Here is a 24,109-nt window from a genome sequence, read left to right as displayed (position 1 = left end):
GCTACGGTAGGGCAGGCGCGAAGCGCAGCCGAGCGCAGGCTCGGCTCTACAGCGGAGCGTTGCCGCTGGGCGGCGGGCTCTGTGCCAGTTCCACCCGCGGCCGGGGCAGGTCATGCAGCTGCATGAAGCGCGCCGCATCGACCGGCCGTCCCAGCAGGTACCCCTGCAGGAAGTCGCAGCCCAGGCGCTCCAGGTAGGCGCGCTGCGCGGCGGTTTCCACGCCCTCGGCGACGATGTCCATGTCCAGTGCATGGCCCAGCGCCACGATCGCCGAGACGATCACCACGTCCTCCGCACTGTGTTCCAGGTCACGCACGAACGCGTGGTCGATCTTGATCTCCGTGGCCGGCAGCCGCTTCAGGTACAGCAGGCTGGAATAGCCGGTTCCGAAATCATCGATGGAGATGCCCACGCCCAGCGCCGACAGGGCCTGCAGCAGGCGAAGGCTGGCATCGGTATCGCGCATGACCGTGCTTTCGGTGATCTCCAGCACCAGGTGGCGCGGGGCAATGTCGTAGCGTTCGATCACTTCACGCACATCCTGCAGCAGGTGCGGCGAACTGAACTGCACCGGCGACAGGTTCACCGACATCGACCAGCCTTCATGCCCGGCGTCGCGCCAGCGCCGCAGCTGCTGGCAGGCCTGGTCCAGTGCCCAGCGACCGATCTCGTTGATCGCGCCGCTGCGTTCGGCCAGGCGGATGAAGCGGTCCGGTGGGATCAGCCCGTGCTCCGGGTGCTTCCAGCGGATCAGCGCTTCGGCACCGGCCACCTTCTGGGTGGCCACGCGGATCTTCGGCTGATAGTGCAGGAACAGCTGCTCGCTGCCGATCGCACGGCGCAGGTCGGCCAGCAGCCGGAACTGCTGCTCGGCACTGTCGTTCATCCAGTCGGCGAACAGCACGAAGGCGTTGCGTCCGGATTCCTTGGCCTGGTACATCGCCGCGTCGGCGAAGGCCATCAGCTGGCGCTCGCTGGCAGCGTGGTCGGGGCAGATGGCCACGCCGATGCTGGCAGTCACCTGCAGTTCGTTGTCCGGCAGCAGCGGGCCGCTGCCCACCGCCTGCAGGATGCGCCGGGCGAGGGTGGGCAGGTCCTCGTCGTGCTCGATGCGCACCACCAGCACGAATTCGTCGCCGCCCAGACGGGCCAGCATATCGTTGGGCCGGAGCAGCTGGCGGGTACGCTCGGCCACCGCCACCAGCAGTGCGTCGCCGGCCTGATGGCCGTAGGCATCGTTGACCTGCTTGAAGCCGTCCAGGTCCATGAACATCACCGCGAAGCGGCTGCCGCCCTGTTCGGCTTCGGCCAGCGCCTGCACGATACGCCGCTGCAGCAGCAGGCGGTTGGGCAGGCGGGTCAGCGGATCGTGCAGCGCGGCCTGGGTCAGTTCCTGCTGGGCATCGGTCAACGAGGTGCTCAGCATCGAGTTGCGCAGCCGCAGCAGCTGCGCCTCCACCCGCTGGTCCAGCCACGAGACCACCAGCACTACCGCCAGGATCGCAACCGTCAGCACGACCACCAGCATCGCCAGCCACCCGCTCTGCAGGCCATCACCCACCGCCGCGCCGCAGATGCTGCCTTCCGGGAAACGCGCGGCCGCCATGCCGGTGTAGTGCATGCCGACGATGGCCAGGCCAAGCAGGCCGGCGGCCGCCAACCGGTCACCGACGCGGGTGCGCTGCGCGCGCAGGCGGAAGGCCACGTACAGCGCGGTCCACGACGCGGCCACCGCCACCACCAGGGAGAGCAGCAGCCAGCCCGGGTCGTAGTCGATCCCGGGCTGCATGCGCATCGCCGCCATGCCGACGTAGTGCATGCCGGCAATGCCGGTGCCCATCAGCAGGGCACCGCCGGCCAATCGCGGATGGGGCAGGGTGCGCAGCGAGACCAGCCACAGTGCGAACACCGACGAGGCGATCGCCAGGGCCAGCGAGAGCAGGGTGATGGGAAGGTCGTAGCCCAGTGCAATGGGCAGATCGAAGGCCAGCATGCCGATGAAGTGCATCGACCAGATGCCCAGGCCCATGGCGAATCCGCCCCCCAGGCGCCACCACCAGGCGGCCGCCCTGCCCGGGGCGGTGACCGTGCGCCCGGCCATGGCCAGCGCCGTGTACGACGCCATCACGGCAACCACCAGCGAGATCGCCACCAGCCACGGGTTGTACGTGCCTACCAGCATTCGTCAGTCTCCCGGACCTGCCTGTCGACGGAAACCACGGTGGGGCATGCATGAGGCAGGCCGACGCGAACGGGCGTCCGCCAGGTGCGGCATCCCCCCGGTTGCCGCGCATTCACTCTAACGCGCAGACCGGGGGGGACTTCAAGCGGCAATCCGTGAAATTGCGCCCCTGTAGAGCCGAGATCCTATGTTCGGCTGCCACTCCTGCCGAAGGCAGCCGAGCATGGGCTCGGATCTACAGAAACAAATGCATGGCAAGCAGTAGAACGTGACGACCGGGTCAGCGTGTGACCGCGTCTGCGGCCTGGAAGGCGGCGTCGAACAAGCGCTGTACCGGCGGCCCCATTTCCCCGGCCAGCAGGGCCAGCAGGAACAGGCCCAGCAGCAGCGAGACCGGCAGGCCCAGCTGGATCGGGTTCAGCGCAGGGGCGGCACGCGCCAGTACACCGAAGGCCAGATTCACCGCCAACATCGCCACGGTCAGCGGAATGGCCAGGCTCAGCGCGCCGCGCAGCACAGTCAGCAGGAAGGTCGGGGCGATGCTGAAGAAGGCATGTGGATCTGGCAGCGGGGCGCCGATCGGCAGCGCGCGATAGCTGTCCACCAGCAGCGAGATCAACGCCAGGTGGCCGTTGGCGGTGAAGAAGAGCAGCCCGAACAGCAGGTAGAACCACTGTCCGATCACACCCGAGGTGCCACCGCGCAGCGGATCGCTCATCTGCGCGAAGGCCAGGCCGGTGCCCTGCGCGATCAGTTCGCCGGCCATCGCGCCGGCTTCGAACACCAGCCGCAGCATGAAGCCGATGGACACGCCGATGGCCAGTTCGCGCGCGATGGTCAGCACCGTAGCCGCGTCGAAGCCGGTCCAGTCCGGTACCGGGGGCAGCAGCGGGGCCAGTGCGATGGCCAGGGTGCCGGCCAGCACCACGCGTACCCGCGACGGAACCGCACGGGTCCCGACCATGGGCATGGCCATGGCCACCGCGCCGATGCGCAGCATGGTCCACAGCACGGTGCCGATCATGCCGAAGGCCTGCAGGCCGTCGGCCGCCATCTGTGTCGCGGCATCCATCGAAGCGCGTGCCCTAGCCGATCAGGTGTGGAATGCGCTGGAACAGCAGCGTAGTGAATTCAACCAGGTGGCCGATCAGCAGGCTGCCCAGCGCGAACAGCACTGCGGTCAGCGCTGCCGCCTTGGCGACGAAGGCGATCGTCGGTTCATTGAGCTGGGTCGCGGCCTGCACGACACCAACCACCACGCCCACCACCAGTACGGTGAGCAGCAGCGGGCCGGCCACCCACAACACGGTGATCAGGCCGCCACGCAATTCGGTCAAGGCAAGTTCGGGAGACATTCGGGGGTCCATCTGCTCTTGTAGAGTCGAGTCATGCTCGACTGCGCTCTGCGCGGAATATCAAGCCGGATTGAAGCTGGCCGCCAACGTACCCACGGTCAGCACCCAGCCATCGACCAGCACGAACAGCAGGATCTTGAACGGTGCCGAGACCAGCATCGGCGACAGCATCATCATGCCCATCGACATCAGCACGCTGGCAACGACCAGGTCGATGATCACGAACGGGATGAAGATCAGGAATCCGATCTCGAAGGCGGTCTTCAGTTCACTGGTGACGAACGAAGCGACCAGCACCGGGAACGGGATCGCGTCGGGGCTGGCGTAGGTGCCATGCCCGGCGATGCCGGCAAAGGTCATCAGGTCGGTCTCGCGGATCTGCGCCAGCATGAACCCGCGCAGTGGCTGCGTGGTCAGCGTCCATGCGGTCTGGAAGTCGATGTCGCCGTTGAGGTAGGGCGCCATGCCCGCGCTCCACGCCTTGTCCCAGGTCGGCATCATCACCATCGCGGTCAGGAACAGGGCCAGGCCCAGCAGCACCTGGTTGGACGGCGTCTGACCGGTGCCCAGCGCCTGGCGCAGCAGGCCCAGCACGATGATGATGCGGGTGAACGAGGTCAGCACCAGCAGCATCGACGGGATCAGGGTGATCGCGGTCATCAGCAGCAGGGTCTGCAGCGGCAGGCTGACCGGCGCACCGCCGATCTTGCCGACGTTGACGTCCGGCAGAGGGGTGGCCGGAGCACCGGGTGCGGCGAACGCCAGCGCCGGCAACAGGCACAGGGCAAGCAACAGCAGCCACGGCATCAGGGTGGCGAGACGGGTACGGGTGACACGCATGTCAGGGGTCCTTGCGCAGCCGCTGCTGCAGCAGCTGGGCGAAATTCGGGAGATTCTTGAAGTCCGGCACGCGCACCGGCGCCGGTGGCGGCAGCGGTTCGGGCAGGGTGTGCAGGGTGTTGATGCCGCCGGCGGTGACGCCCAGCAGCAGCTGCTGGCCGTTGACCTCCACCACCACCACGCGTTCCTTGGCACCGACATTCAGGCTGGCCACCACCTTCATGCCTTCGGCCGGGCGGAAGCCGCTGCCAGGCATGCGCTTGAGCAGCCAGCCCAGGCCGATCACCAGTGCCAGTACCGCCAGCAGCGCCAGCACCGCACCGAACAGGCTGGGTGCGGCGGCCGCATGCTGGCCGACCTGCGGGCCGATCGGCGCGGCGGCCTTGCCGACCGCCAGCAGGGTGGAGGCCAGCAGGCTCAACGCAGTCTCCGGATACGCTCGCTGGGGCTGACCACGTCGGTCAGGCGCACGCCGAAGCGGTCATTGATCACCACCACTTCGCCGTGGGCGATCAGGGTGCCATTGACGAACACGTCCAGCGATTCGCCTGCACCGCGCTCCAGTTCCACCACCGACCCCTGGTTGAGCTGCAGCAGGTTGCGGATCGGCAGGCGGGCACGACCGACTTCCAGCGACAGGGTCACCGGCACATCGAGGATCACGTCCAGGTTCAGGTCCGGACCATTCGCCTCATCGGCCTGCAGGCTGCTGAACTGGGCCGGGGTCGGTTCGAGGGCGTCGATATCGTTCATTGCGGGTCTTCCTGGATGACGGGTACGCGCGGGCGGGTGCCCGGCGGATGGGTAGCGGTGATCTTCACGGCGTTCATGCCGTTGGCGATGCCGAACTCGCCGGTGAATACCGGGATGTTCTCCACGCACAGCGGCACCTGCGGGCTCAGCTCGATCGGCAGGATGTCGCCGACCTTCAGCCGGGTCAGGTCGCGCAGGGTCATGCGCTTGCTGGCCAGTACGCTGGACAGGGTGACTTCGGCGATGTTGAGCTGCTCGCGCAGGGTCTTGCCCCAGCTCTCGTCGCGGTCGTTGCGGTCGCTCTGGATGCCGGCGTCGAGCAGTTCGCGGATCGGTTCCAGCATCGAATAGGGCAGGGTGACGTGGATGTCGCCGCCGCCGCCGTCGAGCTCGACGTGCAGGCGGCACACCACCACGTACTCGCGCGGGGTCACGATGTTGGCGAAATGCGGGTTGATCTCCGAGTTGATGTACTCGAAGTCGACATCCATCACCGGTGCCCACGCTTCGCGCAGATCGGCGAAGGTCTGCTTCAACAGCAGGTGAATCACCCGCATTTCAGTAGCCGTGAACTCGCGGCCCTCGATGCGGGTGGGGTAGCGCCCGTCGCCGCCGAAGAAGTTGTCGACGATGGCGAACACCAGGGTCGGCTCGAACACGATCAGGCCGGTACCGCGCAGCGGCTTGAAGCGGATCAGGTTCAGGTTGGTCGGTACATACAGCGAGTGCATGTAGTCGTTGAACTTGATCAGCTCGATGCCGCGCACCGACAGTTCGGCCGAGCGGCGGATCAGGTTGAACAGGCCGATCCGCCACAGGCGCGCGAAGCGCTCGTGGACCATTTCCAGGGTCGGCATGCGACCTCGGATGATGCGGTCCTGGCTGGCGAAGTCGTACGAGCGCGCTTCGCCTGACGGGGGTTCCGCATCGGTCTCGACCGCGCCACTGTCCACGCCGTGGAGCAGGGCATCGATCTCGTCCTGGGACAGCAGATCATTCATCGGTGGGCCCTTACTGGGTCACGAAACTGGTGAACAGCAGATCGTCGGCGCCGTTGCTGCCGGTCTCGGCCTTGAGCACCTTCTGCACTTCGGCCAACGAGGCGGCCTGCAGCTTCTGCTTGCCGGCGACATCGGCGATCTGGTCCGGGCTGACCTGCGAGAACAGCATCAGCAGGCGCGCACGGATGGCCGGGGCGTGGGTCTTGATCGCTTCCAGCGCGGCCGGGTCGCGGGTCATCAGCTGAACCTCCAGCTGCAGGTAACGCGGGCCGTCGACCGGGCCATTGAGGTTGACCACGAAGGCCGGATCCAGCGCGAAGTACTGTGCCGGGGCTGGGGTCGCGCTCTTCTTCGGCGCCTGTGCGGTCTTCTCTTCGTGCTTGGACTGGGTGAAGAACCACACACCGCCACCGGCAGCAGCGGCCGCCAGTACGGCCACCAGCGCGGTGATCAGGATCGGACTACGCGGCTTGGCGGCCTTGTCCTTCTCGGCGGTCTTCTTGGTTTTGTCAGCGGCTGCGGCCACGGGGTGAAGCTCCTGAGGGTTGCTTCACCGGGATATGCAAGCAGTGTGCCGAAGGCCGGGCAGCGGGATGCGACGGAATTCCGTCGGATACCTGTGCCGGTAGGTGCCGACCTTGGTCGGCACGGCTGTCAGGCGTAGGCGTCCAGCAGTCCGCGCTGGCGGATCAACTGCGCCGACGACACACTGGCCTCGCCCGGCGTCGGTTCTCCGTCGCCGATGATGCCGCTGCCACCGGGCTGGCCCGGCGCATTGCCGTCACCGCCCGGTGCCTGGTGGCCGACATCGGCGTGGGCCAGCTGGAAGCCCTGTTCGCCCAGCAGCTCGCGCAGGCGCGGCAGGCTGCTTTCCAGCGCTTGCCGAACGTCCACGTGCGGGCTGCTGAAACTGGCATGCACCTTGTCGCCATTCAACTGCAGACGTACGTCGACCGGGCCCATGTCGTCCGGGCTCAGGCGGATGTGGGCGTGGCCGATCTTCTGGTCGGCCAGCCAGCCCAGCCGTGCGCCGATGGCCTGGTCGAAGCCATCGTCACCCAGCACGGGTTTCGGCGTCGGTTCGCCATTGAAGATCGCGTTGCCGGTGGCGAGTGCGGCCTTGAGGTCCTGTACGGCGGCCGCTGCCGGTGCGTGCAGCAACGGTGTACCTGCGCGGTCGCCAACGGCGGCCACGTCACTGCATTCGCCGCGCTCGCTGCGCTTGCCGGGCAGGATCATCTCCGGCAGTGGCAGCGCGGTGACATCCTCCGGGCTGGTCGCAGCCGGTTTGCCGTCGGCCGCCACTGGGGCTGCGGTTGCCGCTGCCGGCGCGGCTGCAGGCAGTGTCGGGTTCGTGGCGGGGCCAGCAGCAGGCAGCGCGCTGTCGTCACTGGCCAGCGCCGGTGCAGCGGTGGTCGGCAGCGCAGCGGCCGGATCGGCAGGCATCGGCATCGCCAGCACCAGGCCGGCCAGGCCCGGCGGTGGCCACGGGGCGTCCTCGGTCGTGGCGGGCTTGTCCTTTTCGGTGCCGGGTCCAGCCGGGGTCACGGCAACGGGCGGCAGCGACGGCGTTTCAGCGGTTGCCGCTTCGGCGTCCGCGTTGCGTTCATCCGGTGCCTGGCCATTGCTGTCGGCGGTCGATGGTTGGCTCGGCGTGGATGGCATCGGTGTCGTGGCGCTGCCGGCTGGCGTGGGTGCAGACGGGGCGCCGCTCTGCAGCAGCTGGCTGAAGTCCTTTCCGCCTTCGCTGCGCGAGGCGCGTGCGGCACTGTTGCTGGTGGCGGGCGTGGCCGTGTTGGCGCTGCTGGCCAGCGGGGCGGGCATCACGAGCGGCCTCCCTGCTCGGCGCCGTCCTGGTCTTCGGCCTGCACCAGGCGTGCACGCCGTGCGCCAATGTCGTCCATCTCGCGCTGGTCGCGGCGGTCGGTCACCACCTTTTCCTGCGCCCGGTAGCTGGCGGCCAGCTGCTCCAGCACCGCCTTGTCACGGCTGGCCAGGATCAGGCGTGCGCGCTCGGCCTCCACTTTTTCGCGGTTGCCATTCACCGTGGCCTGCTGCTGCTCGACCGCGCTGTCCAGTCGATCGAGGAAGGCGCGGCGGTTGAGCAACTGTGCCGGGCTGGTCGCCGCCATCTGGGCATTGGCGTATTCCTCGGCATAGCGGCGCAGTTCGTCCAGTCGCGAGAGATGGGTGTCGAGCACGCGCTGGCGTTCGGCCAGGTCGCGGGCGACCGCGTCCTCGTGTTCCTGGGCCCGCTTGAGCAGGGGATCGATGCGCTTGGACTGGTTCATGGCTTAACTCTCTTGTTCCACCAGGCGCTGCAGCGCCGCCTGGCTGTGCGGGAGATCTGCGGCCTTGGCAACGTCCTGGCCGAGGAACTCCATGATTTCCGGCCAGCGCTCCAGGGCTTCGTCGGTGGCCGCGTCGTTGCCGCGCTGGTAAGCACCGATCGCGATCAGGTCCCGGTTGGCCGAGTAGGCCGAGACCAGCCGCTTCAACTTGCGGATGCGCAGGCGCCACGGTTCGTCCGCGATTTCCGTGACCACGCGGCTGACCGACGATTCGACGTCGATGGCCGGGTACAGCCCGCTGTCGGCCACGCGGCGCGAGAGCAGGATGTGGCCATCGAGGATCGCGCGCGCGGCGTCGGCGATCGGATCCTGCGGATCATCGCCTTCGGTCAGCACGGTGTAGAACGCGGTGATCGAGCCACGGCCCTTGGCGCCATTGCCGGCGCGTTCGACCAGTGCCGGCAGCTTGGCGAACACCGACGGCGGGTAGCCGCGGGTGGTCGGCGGTTCGCCGACCGACAGGCCGATCTCGCGCTGCGCCTGGGCGAAGCGGGTCAGCGAGTCCATCAGCAGCAGCACGTTCAGGCCCTGGTCGCGGAACCACTCGGCAATGGCGGTGGCGCGGTAGGCACCATGCAGTCGCGCCAGCGGCGGCCGGTCGGCGGGGCTGGCGACCACCACGGCGCGGCGCAGGCCTTCCTCGCCCAGCGTGGTCTCGACGAAATCGCGCACTTCGCGGCCGCGCTCACCGATCAGGCCGACCACGATCACGTCGGCGGCGGTGTAGCGGGTCATCATGCCCAGCAGCGTCGACTTGCCGACGCCGGAGCCGGCGAACAGGCCGACGCGCTGGCCGCGGCCGATCGGCAGCAGCGCGTTGATCGCGCGCACGCCCACGTCCAGCGGCTGGGTGATCGGTTCACGCGCCAGCGGATTGATCGACACGCCGGCCATGCCGACATGGCCTTCGGCGCGGATCGGGCCCTTGCCGTCCAGCGGCACGCCGTCGCTGTCGATGACGCGGCCGAGCAGGCCTTCGCCCACTTCCACGCCGCCCCGGCGCGCCGATGGCACCACCCGGGCGTTGGGCAGCAGGCCATGCAGTTCGGCGCTGGGCATCAGGTAGGTGCGTTCGCCGGCGAAGCCGACCACTTCGGCGTCGACCCAGCCACCATCGACCACTTCCACCTTGCAGCTGGCCCCCAGCGGCGCTTCGCAGCCGACCGCTTCCAGGGTCAGCCCGACCGCACGGCGCAGCACGCCCTCGCGGATCAGGCCACGACCATGCGCGGTGTCCACGCGCAGGCCATCCAGGCGCCGGGCCAGGCGCAGGTTGCGGGCCACGGCCCAGTCGGCCGGCGGCGGAGTGGTTTGCGGTCCAACGCTCATGCCGTCGCTCCGGTCTGGCGGATCACCGCGTCCAGCGCACCGCGCAGGCGGGCTTCCAGGGTGCCGTCGATGCGCACGGCTTCGGCGTGCACGCGCAGGTCGCCACGGCTGAGGCTGGTATCCGGTACCAGGCGCTGCGCCGGTGACAGGTTCAGCAGCGGGGCAAGCGCGGCGATGTCATCCGGATGCAGCCGCACTTCCACCTCGCGGGTGCTGCCGCCCACGGCGTCGATCGCTTCGCCGACCAGCTGCGCCAGCAGTGCCGGCTCGGCTTCGTAGGCACGGCCGACCAGCGCGCCGGCGATGCGTACCGCCAGCTCGCCGAGGGCGCCGACCACTTCGTTCTCCAGCCGCACCAGCGGCCGGCTGAAGTTGTCCAGGATCCCTTCGATCTGCGCGGCGAGGCGACGTACTTCGGCCTGGCCCTGGCCGTAGCCGTCGGCATGGCCCTGTTCGAACCCTTCCTTCTCGGCGCTGTCCTGGATCGCCTGGATCTCTTCAAGGGTCGGCAGCTGCAGCGGCGGCTCCGGTTCGTGTTCCGGATCCGGCTCGGTGAGTTCGAACGCATCCTCCTGATCCGGCACCGGTTCGGGCTGGGCCAGCAGGTCCGGGGCAAGCCAGCGCACGACGTTGCTCACAGCATGGCCTCCGCGCTGCCACCGATGGTGACGGTGCCTTCATCGGCCATGCGCTTGACGATGGCCAGGATCTCACGTTGCGCGCCTTCCACGTCGGACAGGCGCACCGGACCGCGGGCCTCCATGTCTTCGAGCAGGATTTCGGCCGCGCGCTGCGACATGTTGCGGGTGATCTTGTCGCGCACCTTGATGTCGGCGCCGCGCAGGGCCAGGCCCAGGCGCTCGCCGCTCACCTCGCGCAGCACCAGCTGCATCTCGCGATCGTCCAGGTCGACCAGGTCGTCGAACACGAACATCAGGTCCTGGATGCGGTTGCTCAACGGCGCATCGATGCGCGCGATCTCGCCCAGGATCGCCTGGTCCTGGCCGCTGTCCATGAAGTTCAGGATGTTGGCCGCGCACTGCACGCCGCCGATGTTCGACGACTTCAGGTTCTGGTTGCCGGCGAACTGGCGCTCCATGATCTCGTTGAGTTCATTGAGCGCGTTCGGAGGAATACCGTCGAGGGTGGCGATGCGCAGCAGCACATCCACACGGGTGCGGTCCGGCAGCAGCTTCAGCGCGTCGGCGGCCTGGTCGGTTTCCAGGTGCGCCATCACGATGGCGATGATCTGCGGGTGCTCGTTGCGCACCAGGTCGGCCACCGCACGCGGGTCCATCCACTTCAGCGCGTCCAGGCCGGTGGTGTTGCGGCCGAGCAGGATGCGGTCGATCAGGTTGCCGGCCTTCTCGCTGCCCAGCGCCTGCACCAGCATGTTGCGGATGTAGTCGTCCGAGCCCACGCCGAGTGAGGTCTTCGAGCCCAGCTCCTGGCCGAACTGGTCCATCACCCGTTCCACCTGCTCGCGGGTGATGTCGGTCATGGTGGCCATGGCGATGCCGATCTTCTGCACCTCCTTGGGTTCCATGTGGCGCAGCACTTCGGCCGCATCCAGCTCACCCAGCGAAAGCAGCAGCACGGCCGCGCGCTGTACACCGGTCAGTTGTGCCTCAGTCATTGGCCACCCAGCCCTTGACCACCTGGGCCACGCGCTTGGAGTCGGTCTTCACGGCTTCACGCGCCATCCGCAGTCGTTCCTCATATGAATCCACCGGCAGTGCGAGCGCATCCGGTCCGCCCAGGCTTGCCCGGTCGGTGCCCAGCGCCGGCAGCGCAATGCCATCGTCATCGACCAACTGGACGTCCGCGGTATGCGGCTCCAGCGCCTGCTCCTCCGCCTTCCTGCTCTGGCCGGTGATCGCGCGCAGCGCCGGGCGCAGCACGCCGAACAGCAGCGCGAGCACCACCACCGCGCCAAGCAGCATGCGGCCGGCGTCGTGCACCCACGGCAGCTCCCACCAGGCCGGGCCTTGTTCAGGCGTGGTCTCTCGCACGAACGGGGCATTCATCACCGACACGGTGTCGCCACGCTCGGCGTTGAAGCCGACGGCCTGCTTGACCAGGGCCTCGACGCGGGTCAGTTCGGCGGCCGACAGCGGCTGCGGACTCATCTTGCCGTTGGCGCCGGCGCGCGGCACGTTGTCCACCAGCACCGCCACCGACACGCGCTTGATGCGGCCGGCCGGCTGGCGGGTGTGCTGCAGGGTGCGGTCCAGCTCGTAGTTGCGGGTGGCGTTCTTGCTGCTTTCGGTCGGGGTCTGCGCGGTGGCCGGCGCGGCCTGCTGGCCCGGCGGACTGTTGCTGGTCGCGCCCGGCACGCCCTGCGGGCCCGGGGTGCTGGTGGTGTTCTCGCTCATCTGCTCGCTGCGCAGCTTCTGCGGTTCACCGTTGTAGAGCTCACGAGCTTCCTCGGTCACCGAGAAATCCATGTCCACGCTCACTTCCGGATTGACGCGGCCGGGGCCGGTCATCGGTTCCAGCAGCTCGCGGATGCGCTGGTTGAACGAAGTTTCCTGGCGGCGCACCTGCTCGAACTGCGCGGCGTTGACCGCCGCTTCGCTGTTCGGGTCGGTGATGCTGAGCATGCGCCCGCTCTGGTCGACCACGGTCACCCGTTCCGGCGCGAGGTCCGGAATGCTGGCCGCGACCATGTGCACGATGGCATCGACCTGGCTGCGTTCCAGCTGCTGGCCGCCCCGCAGTTCCAGGGTGACCGAGGCGCTGGCCACGTCACGCTGGCGGGTGAAGGCGCTGGGCTTGGGAATGGCCAGGTGCACGCGCGAATCGCGCACCGGGCGCAACGTGTTGATGGTGCGCGACAGTTCGGTTTCCAGCGCGTGCTGGTAGCGCGCGCTTTCCACGAACTGGCTGACGCCGAAGCCCGGGTCACGTTCCATCAGTTCGAAGCCGAGCTTGCCACTGTCGGTCAGGCCGGAGCCGGCCAGCTTCAGGCGGGCGTCGTGCAGGTTCTTTTCCGGCACGGTGATGCCACCGGTGGCCGGATCAAGCGCGAACGGAATCTGTGCGGCGCGCAGCAGGTCGGTCGCTTCAGCGGTCGCCTTCTGGTCCAGGCCGGTGTACAGCGGGACCATGCCAGGCTTCTGCGACCAGAAGAACACGGACAGGCCTGCCGCCACCGCCACCGCGATCATCGCCATCAGGCCCAGCCGACGGGTGATCTGCAGACTCTGCAGACGGTCGAACCATTGCCCGGCCTTTTCGGCGTTCAGGCTGTCCTTGGAGAGCGTCAGTGCCATGCGTCTCTATTCCTTACAGCGGCATGTTCATCACGTCCTGGTAAGCCTGGACGAGACGGTTGCGGACTTCCACGGTGGCGCGGAAGGCGATCTGGGACTGCTGCGAGGCGACCATCACCTTGGCCAGGTCGGCGCTGGGGTCGCCCATTTCGAAGGCCTTGGCGAGGGCGCCGGACTTCTGCTGCGCATCGTTGACGCCGGCAATCGCACCACGCAGGGTTTCGGTGAAGCTGGCCGGCTGCACCTGCGGCGCGTCCAGCACCGTGCCCGGCAGGGCGTTGCTGCGCGGCGTTTCGCCCAGCGGGTTGAGCGCCGGCTGTCCCATCTGGGTCTGATAGGAGCGGATCTGCGAAAGGATCGAAGTGACGGAGTGGGACATCTGCAACGGTTCCAGAAACAGGGATGGGGTTGTCTGCTGGAGCAGGTGCAAGTGCCGTGCCGAAACCGGTTTTCGATTCAGTGACGTGAGGGTGGGGGTGTGGTGGCAGGGCTGCGCCCTGCACCCGCCGACGCGACGTCAACATCAACGTCAAAATCGGGCTATCCGTGGGGTGGCGGGGTGGGTCCGGTTACGGGGGACGCCGTAAACCCGTCCTTGGGGGCTTGGCCGCGGCATCCATGCCGCGGACTGATCTGGCCCCCCGCAACCGGACCCACCCCGCCCTCGACAGTTGGCCGCGAGCTGTTGGAACCTGCTGCTGATGGTGGGTGCCGACCGTTGGTCGGCACGCTGCTCTTGGTGGGTGTCGACCTTGGTCGACACGCTTTGGTCGGTACGGGATCTGACCCCATTGGAGGCGCCATTTAACCGGCGTCGGTTTTCTGGCCTACGGCTGCAGGGTCCAGCGGCCGGAATTCTGACGCTGGAGCGGGGCAATGGGGCCGTCGTGCTGGGTGTAGATGAAGCGGCCCTGATGGTCGCTCAGGCAGGTCAACAGCAGGGTGTAGTGGACGGCCGGCCGGATGGCTGTCGGTCATCTGGATTTCCGCGATATGCGGTGCCAAGCGCTGGTAGCGGTAGCTGCCGCCGATGCGCAGATCGGTGCCGGGAACGTCCAGCACGTACTGGTTGCCAGCGAAGCTGACCTGGACCATGCGTCCGGCATTCGGATTCTCTGGCTGGTACAGCGGATCGCTGAGGTTGGTGAACTGGCGCTGGTCCAGCGTGGCGGGCAGGGTGCAGCTGGCGGCGGCCAGGGCCGGGCAGAGCAGGGTGGCGAGCAGGGCAAGGCGATGCATGGTGGAACCTCCTTGGGATGTCCCTGCCATGCTCCGCAGTCCGATTCCGTTGTCTCTAGGAAAACGTGCAAATGCAATGGGGTCAGATCCCTTTCCGCAGGAAAGGGATCTGACCCCGGGCACCACAAACACCAACGCCTGGGCAAGCCCAGGCGTTCGCGCCCTTCATGCTGGTAGCCCGCTTCAGCCGGCCAGTTCGGCCTGCTCGCGCTCGATGCCCTACTTGCGCAGCTTTTCCACCAGGGTGGTGCGGCGCAGGCCAAGCAGCTGGGCGGCGTGGGCGACCGCGCCCTGGGTGCGCTCAAGTGCTTCGTTGATCAGGCCCAGTTCGATGTTGGCCATGTGGTTGCGCAGGTCCAGTCCGTCGTCGGATGGCGGGACCTCGCTGGGATGTCTCGTCCATGCTTCGCAACGGCGCACCGTTGTCTGTGGGAATCATTGCAAACGCAAAGGGCTCCGCCCCCACTCGGTTTGCGGCCGAAGAACGTGTTCGAGTCGATTTCTACCAGGGATAGTCAAGATCGATCCCGAGTGAGCGGTGTAGTTCCACCTTCTCGGATGAAAGAGGAAAGAACCCCTCTGATAGCTCGTAAAGGCATGTGGGCCAGAAGTTATTCTCGGCCGCCATTGATGTGGCATCGCAGTTGCGGAACCAGGCCTCGAGTTTCATGAGAGTAGACTCCGCCATGCCTTCGTTGGAGTTCAGCGCGGGTCGGATTGCTGCCATGAACGCGGTATGGAAAGCTGAGAAGCTCCTCATGTCTGAATTGCAGTACTGGGGTGATGCTTCGGAATCGACTGGAAGTAGTCCTACGGAGCCATCTTTGAGGTCCACGAAGAAGAGCCCGCCCAGCACGTGTCCAAAGATCGCCAGGGTGCGATGGTTAGCCTTACATCTCTGAAGGCGCGAATGGAACATCACGTTGTTGTTTGGATATGGCTCAAGGTGGTCAGCTAGCCGCTGCGCTTGGAGCAGCAGGTCAGAGTGATCGATCTCTTTCTGGCTGATCGGCATGAGGTCCAGTGTTGGCGGTCTGGTTGATTTCTCCATCTGGGCAAAGCTACCGACATATTTCATTGGTGCCTTTAGGAGAAGTTGCAAACGCAGTCGTGTAGCGGAATCCCTCATCTACGCACGGCGTGGATCTACTCATGCAACGGCGCCAAAAACACCAACGCCCGGGCAAGCCCAGGCGTTCGTGCCCCCTTCATGCGGGTAGCGCGGTTCAACCGGCCAGTTCGGCCTGCTCGCGCTCGATGCCGTACTTGCGCAGCTTTTCCACCAGGGTGGTGCGGCGCAGGCCGAGCAGCTGGGCGGCGTGGGCGACCACGCCCTGGGTGCGTTCCAGCGCTTCGTTGATCAGGCCCAGTTCGATGTTGGCCATATGGTTGCGCAGGTCCAGTCCATCGTCGGGCAGTGCCGCCGGTGCCGCCGGGCGATTGACGGCGATGCCGTGCTCCAGCGCCGGCTGGTTGCCGCTGCCGGGCGTGTGGAACGAGAAGCTGCGCAGGTCCAGGCGTTCTTCGCTGGCAACCGGAGCTGCCGGTGCCGGTGCGGCCACCGCTGCCAACGCGGCGTCGCCACGATAGCGGGCCGGCAGGTCCTGCACGCGCACCGAACCACCCGGATGCAGCACCGCCAGGCGCTCGACCAGGTTGGTCAGCTCGCGCACATTGCCCGGCCACTCGTAGCCGGCCAGCGCCTGCAGCGCTTCCGGGGTGAAGCGCACTTCGCCACGGCCGGTGCGGGCCAGCTGTGCGGCGATGGTTTCCACCAGTGCCGGCAGGTCCTCGCGCCGCTCGCGCAGCGCGGGCACTTCGATCGGGAACACGTTGAGGCGATAGAACAGATCCTCGCGGAACTTGCCTTCGGCGATGCGCGTTTCCAGATCACGGTGGGTCGCGGCCACGACGCGCACGTTGCAGCGGATGGTCTGGTTGCCACCGACGCGCTCGAAGCTGCGTTCCTGCAGCACGCGCAGCAGCTTCACCTGCATGGGCAGGCTCATGTCGCCGATCTCGTCGAGCAGCAGGGTGCCGCCCTCGGCCATTTCGAAACGGCCCTTGCGCGCGGTCAGTGCGCCAGTAAAGGCACCCTTCTCGTGGCCGAACAGTTCGCTTTCCAGCAGGTCGGCCGGAATGGCGCCGCAGTTGATCGCCACGAACGGACCATCACGGCGCGGCGAGCGCTGGTGGATCGCACGCGATACGACTTCCTTGCCGGTACCGGATTCGCCCAGCACCAGTACGGTGGTATCGAATGCGGCAACCTGCTCGATCATGGTACGCAGTGCAGTCACCGCCGGGCCGTTGCCGGTCGGGCCTTGATCCTGCGCGGCGCCGGCCTGATGCTCGGCGTCCAGGCGCTTGAGGCTGGCGCGGCGCAGCAGGGCTTCCATCTGTGCGTGGCGCAGCGGCGTTTCCAGCGGCCAGATATTCGCTTCATGCAGCCCGTGCTGCTGGGCAAACGCTGCAGCATCACCATCGGCCAGCAGCACCGGCGGCGGCAGGCTGCTGCCGCCCAGCCAGTTGTACAGCGCGGTGCTGGCGGGGCTGTCGTCCAGGCTGCCGACGATCACCGCCATCCAGTCGTGCTGGCGCTGCCGGCCCAGATCGAAGTCGGCCGCGTCGGAGACCCAGCGCGGGTTGAAGTCCATGAATTCCAGCAGGGCAACGGTGCGCTCTGCGCGCACGGCGTCGTTGTCCAGCACCAGGATGCGCGATTCACTCACGACTGTTCCTCCCTGAGGCCTTCCAGGATCGGCATGACTTCCTGGATGTAGGACAGCTTGCTGACGAAGTTGTCGGCGCCGGCGCGCAGCGCGTGTTCGCGGTGCTCGGCGTCGTCGAAGTGGCTGGCGATCACGATGTACGGCGCATCGTCCTGCGACTTGATCAGGCGGGTGGCCTGCAGGCCGCCCATTTCCGGCATGGCCAGGTCCATCAGCACCACCTGCGGGCGCAGCGTTTCCGAGCGCTCGATCGCTTCCAGGCCGTTGCCGGCGCTGCCGACGATCTGCAGCCAGTCGATCTTGCGGAAGTGGCGCATCGCCGCGTTGATGAAGCCCTCGTGGTCATCGACCAGCAGGACCGTGAGCTTGTTCATGTCCAACATCCTTTTCAGCCCACCCGGGCCAGCTGCGGTTGCCTGGCGCTGAGCCGGCGCCGTTCGCGGGCCGGGGCGATATCCAGTTGTTCTCGGTATTTTGCGACGGTTCGGCGGGCAATGTTCACCCCCTGGCGTGACAGCAGGCCGGCAATGGCCTCGTCGGCCAGCGGACGGCCGGCCGGCTCGGCGTCGATCAGGCGGCGGACCATGGCTTTCACCGCCTGGCCGGAGACGCTGGCGCCTTCCAGGCGCACGGCGAAGAAGTGCTTCAGTTCGAAGGTGCCGCGCGGGGTCTGCAGGAACTTGCCGGTGGTGATGCGCGAGACGGTGGACTCGTGCATGCCGATCTCCTCGGCCACTTCCTTCAGGGTCAGCGGCGCCATCGCCTCTTCGCCTCGCACCAGGAAGGCGGCCTGGCGCTCGACGATCACCCGCGCGGTGCGCAGCAGGGTGTCGTAGCGCATCGACAGGCCGCGGCTGAACCAGCGCGCCTCCTGCAGCATCTCGCGCAGTGCCGGCGCGGCTTCGCTGGTTTCGGCCAGCGCCTGTTCGTACTGGCTGTTGATCGAGACGCGGCGGCTGGTGGCCGGGTTCAGTGCCACCTTCCACTGCCCATCGGCGTGCCAGGCGACGACGTCCGGCACCACCACCGCGTTGCGTTCGGGCAGCAGGCTGTCGCCGGGGCGCGGCTGCAGCGAGAGGATCAGGCGCACCGCCTCGCGCACGTCGTCGATCTCGGCGTCATGCTGCCGGGCCAGGGCGGGGTAGTCGTGCGCAGCCAGTGCCTCGAGCGCGCCATCGAGGATGCGGGCGGCCAGGTGGCGAGCGGGGACCACGCCGTGCAGGCTGCGCAGTTGTGCCTGCAGGCCTTCGCGCAGGTCCTGCGCAGCCATGCCAGCGGGTTCACCGTGCAGCAGCTGCTGGCGGATGGCCTCGACGCCCTCGGCGGCGATGTCGAACTGGGCGCTGGCCAGCAGCTGCAGCTGTGCCAGCGGCGCCTGCAGGTAGCCAGCCTCATCGCAGTGGTCGAGCCAGAACGCGGCCACCGCCAGTTCGCGGTCGTCCATGTCCAGCGCCAGGCGCTGCAGCACGCGCAGCTGCGGGTCGGTCGATTCACCGGCGGCAATGCGCGCCATGCGGTCGTCGTCGCCGTCCTGCCAGCTGGCGCCGGCCACGTCCCACATCGAAGACTCCGGCAACTCGTCGAACGCAGCGGTTTCCAGCGTGGTGGCGGCGGCCTCGGTGGCATCGGCGGCAGGCGCTTCGGCCTCTTCGATCTCCAGCAGCGGGTTGGAGTCCAGCAGGCGCTGGATTTCCTGCTCCAGGTGCAGGCCATCGAGCTGCAGCAGCCGGATCGACTGCAGCAGCTGCGGGGTGAGGTGAAGTTGTTGGCTCAGCTGGGTCGAGAGTGCAGCCTTCATCGTGGTTCCCCGGCGCCGCTCCCCGGCGCCTTGTGGAACGCATCTTGCTTTTGATCCGGCGTGGGCGGAATCGGGGGGTTCCTGAGGGGGTTCGTGGTTGTCCCGACAGGATGTAGGGGTTATCCCTACATTGCCTCGGGATATTGACGAAACGGGCCGCCAAGTCATTGATTCGTCGTGCAGAAGCGGCGGGGTTCGCAGCGGCCCGTGTACGGATTCCTGTCAGGCAATGCCGGGGTGACGGGAATTCGTCGTCAGTGCAGTGCCTCGCGGGCAGATGCCTTTCCGCTGCAACGGGATCCGACTCCGCTACTGGTGCTTATTCCAGCTCGTGCTGGTGGCGCGCGGCCAGCAGCAACAGGTCATTGGCGCGGCGGCAGCCCAACGACTCCATCATGCGTGCGCGGTGGGTTTCCACCGTCTTCACGCTGATGCCGAGGTCGGCGGCGATTTCCTTGTTGCTTTCGCCCTTGCCGATGCGGCGCAGGATCTCGCGCTGGCGCGGCGACAGCGCGGCGATGCCGGTAGGCTTCTCGCGGCCCAGCATGGGTGCCAGCATCTTGGCCGAGATCTGCGGACTCAGGAACACCTGGCCGGCATGCGCGGCGCGCAGCGCCAGTTCCAGCTCCTGCGGTGCTGCATCCTTCACCACGAACCCGACCGCGCCACGATCCAGGGCATCGCGCACATGGGCGGCATCGTCGTGCATGGTCATCATCACCACCCGGGTACCGGGGGCGCGCAGGCGGATGTCGCTGAGCGCTTCCAGGCCGGTGCGGCCCGGCAGCGAGAGATCCATCAGCACCACATCCGGCGCGTGCTGCAGGGCCAGCTGCAGCGCCTGTTCAGCGTTGCTGGCCTCGGCGACGAGCTGCACGTCGGCAAACCCTTGCAGCAGCCGCGCCAGGCCGGCGCGGACCAGGGTGTGATCGTCGACGATGAGAACTCGCACAGGCACGCAGCAGGTCCGTGTAGGGGAGTCCACCTTAACTTAGCTGAACGGGCGCGCCAAGGCTTGCCCGCCAAGCGTGATGGTGGCAGCTTTCAGCGCGCCCGGCGTGCCTCGGCCACCTGGCGTCGGTGCAGGCGGAACAGGTGGCGCTCCATGGCCATTTCCAGGCCATCGCCAAGGCGCTGGAAGCGCAGCCACAGATAGTGGCCGCCGCCGCCATCGGCCGCTTCGGCAACCACTTCCACCGGCAGGTCGATGTGGTCGGGCAGCCAGTCGCTGGGCTGCAGGCGCACCACGCCGGCCTGGCCGGGGCTGGCGCCACTGCGCGGGCCCAGCTGCAGGCGGATGCCACGGCGCGACCAGCGCACCGGCCGCAGGGGCAATTCCAGGCCCTGCTGGCGCACCAAGCGGCCGAGCAGCACCATCGCCAGGTCCAGCTTGGCTTCAAGGCGTTGCAGCTGCAGGGTGGCCTCGTTGCGTTCGTCGTGCTCGTCAACACGGCTGTCTTCGACCAGTGCCAGGCTGCGCAGCAGGCCTTCGGCACCGCTGGTGCGTCCGGCCGCGCTTCCCGCCTGGAACTCGGCCGGCAGGGCCAGCTCGCAGCTGAGCGTTTCGTCGAACAGCTCGCTTTCGGCGGGATGGTGCAGCGACGTGGTCGGCAGCTGGGTCATGCCAGCGATTCTGCCTGCAGGTAGGCATGGGCGGCGCGAAGAGAGCGCTGGCCGTCATTCATCAGTGCGGCCGCTGCATCGCGGCGCTGGCGCAGCAGGCCCAGAAGGCTCTGCTGGCGCTCGAACAGGGCGCTCAGCGGCGCGTGGTCCGCAGCGGTCAGCGGCTGGCTGAGCAGGGCATGCAGGGTGCTGTCGTGCCCGTCGAGCAGGCTGTCGGCCTGGTCCAGGGCATCATCGCCCAGTGCCTTCTCGAAGGCATCCAGCTGCGCGTGCAGTTCCGGCAGGCTCATGGCGCCACCGCGGCCGGGCGCCGCTGTTCGTGCGGGATCGCGTTCCAGGCGCTGTCGATCTCGCCCAGCAGCTGCAGCGATTCATCCAGCGCGGCGCGGTCGTTGTGCAGGTTGGCTTCGGTCAGGCGCTGCAGCACGTAATCGTACAGGGCCGACAGGTTGCCGGCGATCTCGCCGCCGGCCTCGTGGTCCAGCGAGCCGTTGAGGTGGCCGACGATCGCGCAGACTTCGCCGATCGCCTTGCCCTTGCCGGCCTGGTCGCCGCGCTCGAGGCTGGCCAGGGCGCGACGCACGCGCTCCAGCGCGCCGGCCAGCAGCATCGCCACCAGCTTGTGCGGATCGGCATCGGCGACCGCACTGGTCACTCCCACCTGGCGGTACTGCTCGGCATATTGACGGCTGGAACCGTACATTCGTGATTCTCCTTGCGCGGGGTGCCGTCGGGTGATCGTGGGGATCGGTGCCGGCGGCGCGGCGATGATTGCTGTTGCGTCCGTTATCGGTGCATTGCGCGGCAAACTTGAGTGCCACGCACGCATCGTCAGCGGTTCAACTGTGCCAGCTGCTGCTGCAGCGCCGTGTTGCTCTGCTGCAACTTGCCCATCAGGCTGTCCAGCGCGATGAACTGCTTCTTGTAGCGCTCTTCCACGCTCTTCATCCGCGTGTCGAGATCCTTGCGGCGCTTGTCGATGTTGTCTAGCGTGGTGTTCAGGCCCTTGGTGCGGGCAACGAAGGCGCCTTCCTTGCCGACCGTGGTGCTGACATAGCCGTCGACCAGCGTGTACAGCTTGCCGGCGCCGCCGGTATCACCGGTGATCGCCTGGCGCATCTTCTCCGGCTGGCTGGCCAGGGCGGCGGCGAACTTGGTGGTGTCCAGGATCAGTGTGCCGTCGGCGTTGGGATAGCCGCGGGTATCCAGGCCGATCGCCTTGGCATCGAGCTTGTCACCGGCCAGGTCCTTGAGCACGCTCGACATCACCGAGCGCAGCTGGCTGGTGGCGCCGCGCATCTGCGCGTCGCCGGTCAGCGTGGAGGCTTCCTTGGTCTTGGCGTCGTACTTGGTTTCGGTGTTGATCGCCGCCAGTGCAGCGTTGTAGGCGGTGACGAACTCCTGCATCACCTTGGTGGCTGCCGCAGTATCCGTGCTGATGGTCACCGTGCTGGTGCCCGGCATCTTCAGGTTCAGGGTCAGGCCCGGAACCGCATCGGCCACGGTATTGCTGGCGCTGACGACCTTCACACCATCGATGGTCAGCTCGGCGTCGGCGGCGGCGGTGTTCTGCTTGAGGCTGTTGACCAGCCCCCCCAGCTTGGCGTCGCTGCCTGCGTACTCGAGCTTGATCGCGTTGGCGGCACCGGTCTTCTCCTGGGCGATCGACAGGTACTGGTCGTCGCCGGAGCTGATCAGGGTGGCCTGCACGCCTTCCTTGCGGCCGGCCGCATCGATCTTGTTGCGGATGGTGGTCAGCGTGTCGCCGTCCTCCACCTCCACGTTCATGGTCTTGGCCTTGTCGCCCACGCCAACGGTCAGCGTCAAGGTTCCGGCAGCAAACGTGTCGGTCTTCGGTACCGAGGTATCGGCGATCAGTTTGTGCGCGGTGGCCAGCGAGGTGACATTGACCACGTGCGTGCCGTTGGAGGCCGCAGCCTTGGTGGTGCCAACGTCATACAGCGCGACCGACGCCGTCAGGATCTCGTCGGTGCCCTTGTCGCCGCCTTTGCTGGCGGTCACCGTGCGCGTGTCGAACGCCGTGGTGGCCTTCAGTGCGGTCAGCGCCGTCTTCAGCTTGTCGAAGGCCGAGGTGATGGTGCCGATCGACGACAACTGCATCTTGGCCTTGGACTGCTGCAGGTTCAGCGCATTGTCGGCGGGCTTGCGGTCAGCTGCGACCAACTGGTTGACGATGCTGGAAATATCCAGTCCCGAGCCAATGCCACCGTATCCAAAGTCTGCCACGTCGTTTCTCCTGGTATCCGGGCCCGGCCGTCGTGCGCTGGCCCGTCGTCAACGAAAATAGCGGCCTGCGCCGCTGGGTCTTGAGGACTTCGTTGATGCATGTGCCGTGCCAAGCGCCTGGCGCAGGTTCTGGCACGCGGGTTGCAGGAGGGCTGGGGCAGGGTGCGGGTGGGTTCACCGCGGGCTGCCGGGAGTCTGCAAAAAGCCCTCCCCCAATGCAGGGGAGGGATCAGGCTACTGACAATCGGGGGGAGACGAAGCCGCCCGGTACGTACAGTCAAAGGTACAGCGCTGAAAGAGAGGTCCGCAGGAGCGGGCGATGCCAAGCCGGATCGGGACTCATCCCGGGCCGGGCATGGCCCGCGCCTTCGTGCATCGTGGCTTCCCGGTTGCCGCTACCGTCGGTTCGACCCGACGGTAGCGGCGCCTTCTTGCCGTGGATCAGCGCAGCAGGCTGAGCACGCCCTGCGGCACCTGGTTGGCCTGGGCCAGCATGGCCGTACCGGCCTGCTGCAGGATCTGGGTGCGGGTCAGTTCGGCGGTTTCCTTGGCGAAGTCGGTGTCCTTGATGCGGCTGCGCGATGCCGACAGGTTTTCCGACGAGGTCTGCAGGTTGGCCACGACCGAGGTGAAGCGGTTCTGGATCGCACCGAGGTCGGCGCGGGTGCTGTTGATCGCACCCAGGGCCTTGTCGACCACTTCCAGGGCCTGCTGGGCACCGAGCACGGTGCTCACGTCCAGCTTCTGCACGTTGGCCGAGGTGTCGGTGCCAGCAGTGTAGGCGCCGGCAGCCGCTGCGGTGCCCCAGGTCTTGGCGGTGGCATCGTAGTCGCTGCGCATCAGGGCGATATCGGCAGTGGCAACGGCCTTGCCTTCCTTCACCGAGCTCAGCTTCAGGGAGCCGTCGGCATTGGCTTCGGCGTAGATGCCGGCCTCGCCGATCTTGGCGTTGATGGCGGTGGCGACGGCCTTGGATGCATCCGCCGTGGTGGCGCCGGCCTTCACTTCAACCGTGCCGATGTCCACGCCCATCACGGTGCCGGAGAAGCGGGCACCGTCGGTGCTGGCGGCCAGGGCAGCGGTCGCACCGGTGGCGAAGGTCGAGGTGCCCAGCGAGCCGGCCTTGGCATCGATGGTCTTGTCGATGGCGATGGCCTGGCCGGCATTGGCGCCGACCTGGAACAGCTGGCTGGAGAAGGTGCCGTCCAGCAGCTTGGTGCCGTTGAAGTCCGACTGCTTGGCAACGCGGTCGATTTCCGAGACCAGCTGGGTCACTTCGGCCTGCAGGGCCTTGCGGTCGCTGGCCGAGTTGGTGGCGTTGGAGGCCTGCACCGACAGCTCGCGGACGCGCTGCAGGTTGTTGCCGATTTCGGTCAGCGAACCT

The 24,109-nt window shown here is 67.3% G+C and carries 26 protein-coding genes and 1 pseudogene; all 27 read right to left on the bottom strand.

Annotation, left to right across the window (positions count from 1 at the left end):
* Positions 1–46: 46 nt before the first annotated feature.
* Complete coding sequence (locus AC5P66_RS19180; protein WP_134709154.1) at positions 47–2,182, bottom strand: putative bifunctional diguanylate cyclase/phosphodiesterase; 2,136 nt, start codon at positions 2,180–2,182, stop codon at positions 47–49.
* A 280-nt stretch (positions 2,183–2,462) separates the two neighbouring features.
* Positions 2,463–3,254 carry a flagellar biosynthetic protein FliR gene (fliR, locus tag AC5P66_RS19175; protein WP_049412889.1) on the bottom strand — a complete coding sequence of 264 codons (792 nt, stop codon included), beginning with the start codon at positions 3,252–3,254 and terminating at the stop codon, positions 2,463–2,465.
* Between the two features lie 13 nt (positions 3,255–3,267).
* Positions 3,268–3,537, bottom strand: coding sequence for a flagellar biosynthetic protein FliQ (locus AC5P66_RS19170; RefSeq protein ID WP_005413254.1), 270 nt, complete (start codon positions 3,535–3,537; stop codon positions 3,268–3,270).
* Between the two features lie 60 nt (positions 3,538–3,597).
* Positions 3,598–4,377: a flagellar type III secretion system pore protein FliP gene (fliP, locus tag AC5P66_RS19165; protein WP_049412891.1), complete on the bottom strand. Its 780-nt coding sequence runs from the start codon at positions 4,375–4,377 to the stop codon at positions 3,598–3,600.
* 1 nt (position 4,378) lies between these two features.
* A complete protein-coding gene (gene fliO, locus AC5P66_RS19160; protein ID WP_180878818.1) occupies positions 4,379–4,777 on the bottom strand; it encodes a flagellar biosynthetic protein FliO in 399 nt (132 codons plus the stop codon).
* Positions 4,778–4,794: 17 nt separating this feature from the next.
* A complete protein-coding gene (gene fliN, locus AC5P66_RS19155; protein ID WP_005409543.1) occupies positions 4,795–5,130 on the bottom strand; it encodes a flagellar motor switch protein FliN in 336 nt (111 codons plus the stop codon).
* Positions 5,127–6,131, bottom strand: coding sequence for a flagellar motor switch protein FliM (fliM, locus tag AC5P66_RS19150; protein WP_049412894.1), 1,005 nt, complete (start codon positions 6,129–6,131; stop codon positions 5,127–5,129). The genes fliN and fliM overlap by 4 nt, the downstream gene beginning before the upstream one ends.
* Before the next feature lie 10 nt (positions 6,132–6,141).
* A complete protein-coding gene (locus tag AC5P66_RS19145; protein ID WP_005416435.1) occupies positions 6,142–6,657 on the bottom strand; it encodes a flagellar basal body-associated FliL family protein in 516 nt (171 codons plus the stop codon).
* A gap of 128 nt (positions 6,658–6,785) precedes the next feature.
* Positions 6,786–7,955 (bottom strand): flagellar hook-length control protein FliK, encoded by a 1,170-nt coding sequence (locus AC5P66_RS19140; protein WP_099487707.1) that lies wholly within the window; start codon positions 7,953–7,955, stop codon positions 6,786–6,788.
* Complete coding sequence (gene fliJ / locus AC5P66_RS19135; RefSeq protein ID WP_005416437.1) at positions 7,955–8,422, bottom strand: flagellar export protein FliJ; 468 nt, start codon at positions 8,420–8,422, stop codon at positions 7,955–7,957. Before fliJ ends, AC5P66_RS19140 begins: the two co-directional genes overlap by 1 nt.
* A 3-nt stretch (positions 8,423–8,425) precedes the next feature.
* Complete coding sequence (locus AC5P66_RS19130; protein WP_049412897.1) at positions 8,426–9,811, bottom strand: FliI/YscN family ATPase; 1,386 nt, start codon at positions 9,809–9,811, stop codon at positions 8,426–8,428.
* Positions 9,808–10,449, bottom strand: a complete 642-nt coding sequence (locus AC5P66_RS19125) for a FliH/SctL family protein (protein WP_049438661.1) — start codon at positions 10,447–10,449, stop codon at positions 9,808–9,810. The genes AC5P66_RS19130 and AC5P66_RS19125 overlap by 4 nt, the downstream gene beginning before the upstream one ends.
* Positions 10,446–11,432, bottom strand: coding sequence for a flagellar motor switch protein FliG (gene fliG, locus AC5P66_RS19120; RefSeq protein WP_024958226.1), 987 nt, complete (start codon positions 11,430–11,432; stop codon positions 10,446–10,448). Before fliG ends, AC5P66_RS19125 begins: the two co-directional genes overlap by 4 nt.
* Positions 11,433–11,439: 7 nt before the next feature.
* A complete protein-coding gene (fliF, locus tag AC5P66_RS19115; protein ID WP_099496155.1) occupies positions 11,440–13,086 on the bottom strand; it encodes a flagellar basal-body MS-ring/collar protein FliF in 1,647 nt (548 codons plus the stop codon).
* Between the two features lie 13 nt (positions 13,087–13,099).
* Positions 13,100–13,465 carry a flagellar hook-basal body complex protein FliE gene (fliE, locus tag AC5P66_RS19110; protein WP_014037113.1) on the bottom strand — a complete coding sequence of 122 codons (366 nt, stop codon included), beginning with the start codon at positions 13,463–13,465 and terminating at the stop codon, positions 13,100–13,102.
* 425 nt (positions 13,466–13,890) lie between these two features.
* Positions 13,891–14,325, bottom strand: coding sequence for a hypothetical protein (locus tag AC5P66_RS19105; protein ID WP_241896243.1), 435 nt, complete (start codon positions 14,323–14,325; stop codon positions 13,891–13,893).
* A 219-nt stretch (positions 14,326–14,544) separates the two neighbouring features.
* Positions 14,545–14,694: pseudogene (locus AC5P66_RS19100) on the bottom strand (helix-turn-helix domain-containing protein); the annotation flags it as partial.
* A 133-nt stretch (positions 14,695–14,827) separates the two neighbouring features.
* Positions 14,828–15,403, bottom strand: coding sequence for an SUKH-4 family immunity protein (locus AC5P66_RS19095; protein WP_158229692.1), 576 nt, complete (start codon positions 15,401–15,403; stop codon positions 14,828–14,830).
* 148 nt (positions 15,404–15,551) lie between these two features.
* Positions 15,552–17,057: a sigma-54 dependent transcriptional regulator gene (locus tag AC5P66_RS19090; protein ID WP_049439016.1), complete on the bottom strand. Its 1,506-nt coding sequence runs from the start codon at positions 17,055–17,057 to the stop codon at positions 15,552–15,554.
* A complete protein-coding gene (locus AC5P66_RS19085; protein WP_005409556.1) occupies positions 17,054–17,431 on the bottom strand; it encodes a response regulator in 378 nt (125 codons plus the stop codon). The genes AC5P66_RS19090 and AC5P66_RS19085 overlap by 4 nt, the downstream gene beginning before the upstream one ends.
* 14 nt (positions 17,432–17,445) lie before the next feature.
* Complete coding sequence (rpoN, locus tag AC5P66_RS19080) at positions 17,446–18,855, bottom strand: RNA polymerase factor sigma-54 (protein WP_495216551.1); 1,410 nt, start codon at positions 18,853–18,855, stop codon at positions 17,446–17,448.
* A 319-nt stretch (positions 18,856–19,174) separates the two neighbouring features.
* The gene (locus tag AC5P66_RS19075; RefSeq protein ID WP_005413261.1) at positions 19,175–19,807 is read right to left on the bottom strand and encodes a response regulator; all 633 of its coding nucleotides are present in this window, start codon (positions 19,805–19,807) and stop codon (positions 19,175–19,177) included.
* 92 nt (positions 19,808–19,899) lie between these two features.
* Positions 19,900–20,478: a PilZ domain-containing protein gene (locus AC5P66_RS19070; protein ID WP_049412084.1), complete on the bottom strand. Its 579-nt coding sequence runs from the start codon at positions 20,476–20,478 to the stop codon at positions 19,900–19,902.
* Complete coding sequence (locus tag AC5P66_RS19065) at positions 20,475–20,768, bottom strand: hypothetical protein (protein WP_005416446.1); 294 nt, start codon at positions 20,766–20,768, stop codon at positions 20,475–20,477. The genes AC5P66_RS19070 and AC5P66_RS19065 overlap by 4 nt, the downstream gene beginning before the upstream one ends.
* Positions 20,765–21,181 carry a flagellar export chaperone FliS gene (gene fliS, locus AC5P66_RS19060; protein ID WP_005416447.1) on the bottom strand — a complete coding sequence of 139 codons (417 nt, stop codon included), beginning with the start codon at positions 21,179–21,181 and terminating at the stop codon, positions 20,765–20,767. Before fliS ends, AC5P66_RS19065 begins: the two co-directional genes overlap by 4 nt.
* 128 nt (positions 21,182–21,309) lie before the next feature.
* Entirely contained in the window at positions 21,310–22,725 is a 1,416-nt protein-coding gene (gene fliD, locus AC5P66_RS19055) for a flagellar filament capping protein FliD (protein ID WP_049412079.1), read from the bottom strand.
* 441 nt (positions 22,726–23,166) lie between these two features.
* Positions 23,167–24,109 (bottom strand): flagellin (locus tag AC5P66_RS19050; protein WP_495216550.1); only part of this gene is annotated, 943 nt, incomplete at its 5' end.

The organism is Stenotrophomonas sp. YJH_SMC_122 (assembly GCF_059369535.1).
The sequence above is the reverse complement of the archived record's forward strand: the minus strand, read 5'-3'. Positions and strand labels throughout refer to the sequence as shown.